Genomic DNA, 239 nt, shown 5'->3' on the forward strand with positions numbered 1-239 from the left:
GCAGGTTGGTCTGGCAGTCCAGGAGTTTGTCGATCGTCAATGTCAGTGCCGGGCTGAGCAGGATATGGCTGCTCTCGCTGGTCGCGACTCCCGGCCGGAAGACACCTTCCCGGACGCCCTTTTCAATGAGGTTCTGAAACATGGTCAGCATGGGCAGGACAAACTCATTGTAGTGAGCCGCTGTCAGCTCGGGAAAGCTCCGACCGTCGGAAATCAGAAAACGCAGGATTTCCCGCGAG

General features: G+C 57.7%; 1 protein-coding gene. It reads right to left on the reverse strand.

From position 1 onward, the window contains the following. A partial coding sequence (locus Ga0451573_RS19540; RefSeq protein ID WP_231685884.1) for a hypothetical protein occupies positions 1 to 239 on the reverse strand: 239 nt, incomplete at both ends.

It is taken from the genome of Phosphitispora fastidiosa, assembly GCF_019008365.1.
Lineage (GTDB): Bacteria > Bacillota > Thermincolia > Thermincolales > UBA2595 > Phosphitispora > Phosphitispora fastidiosa.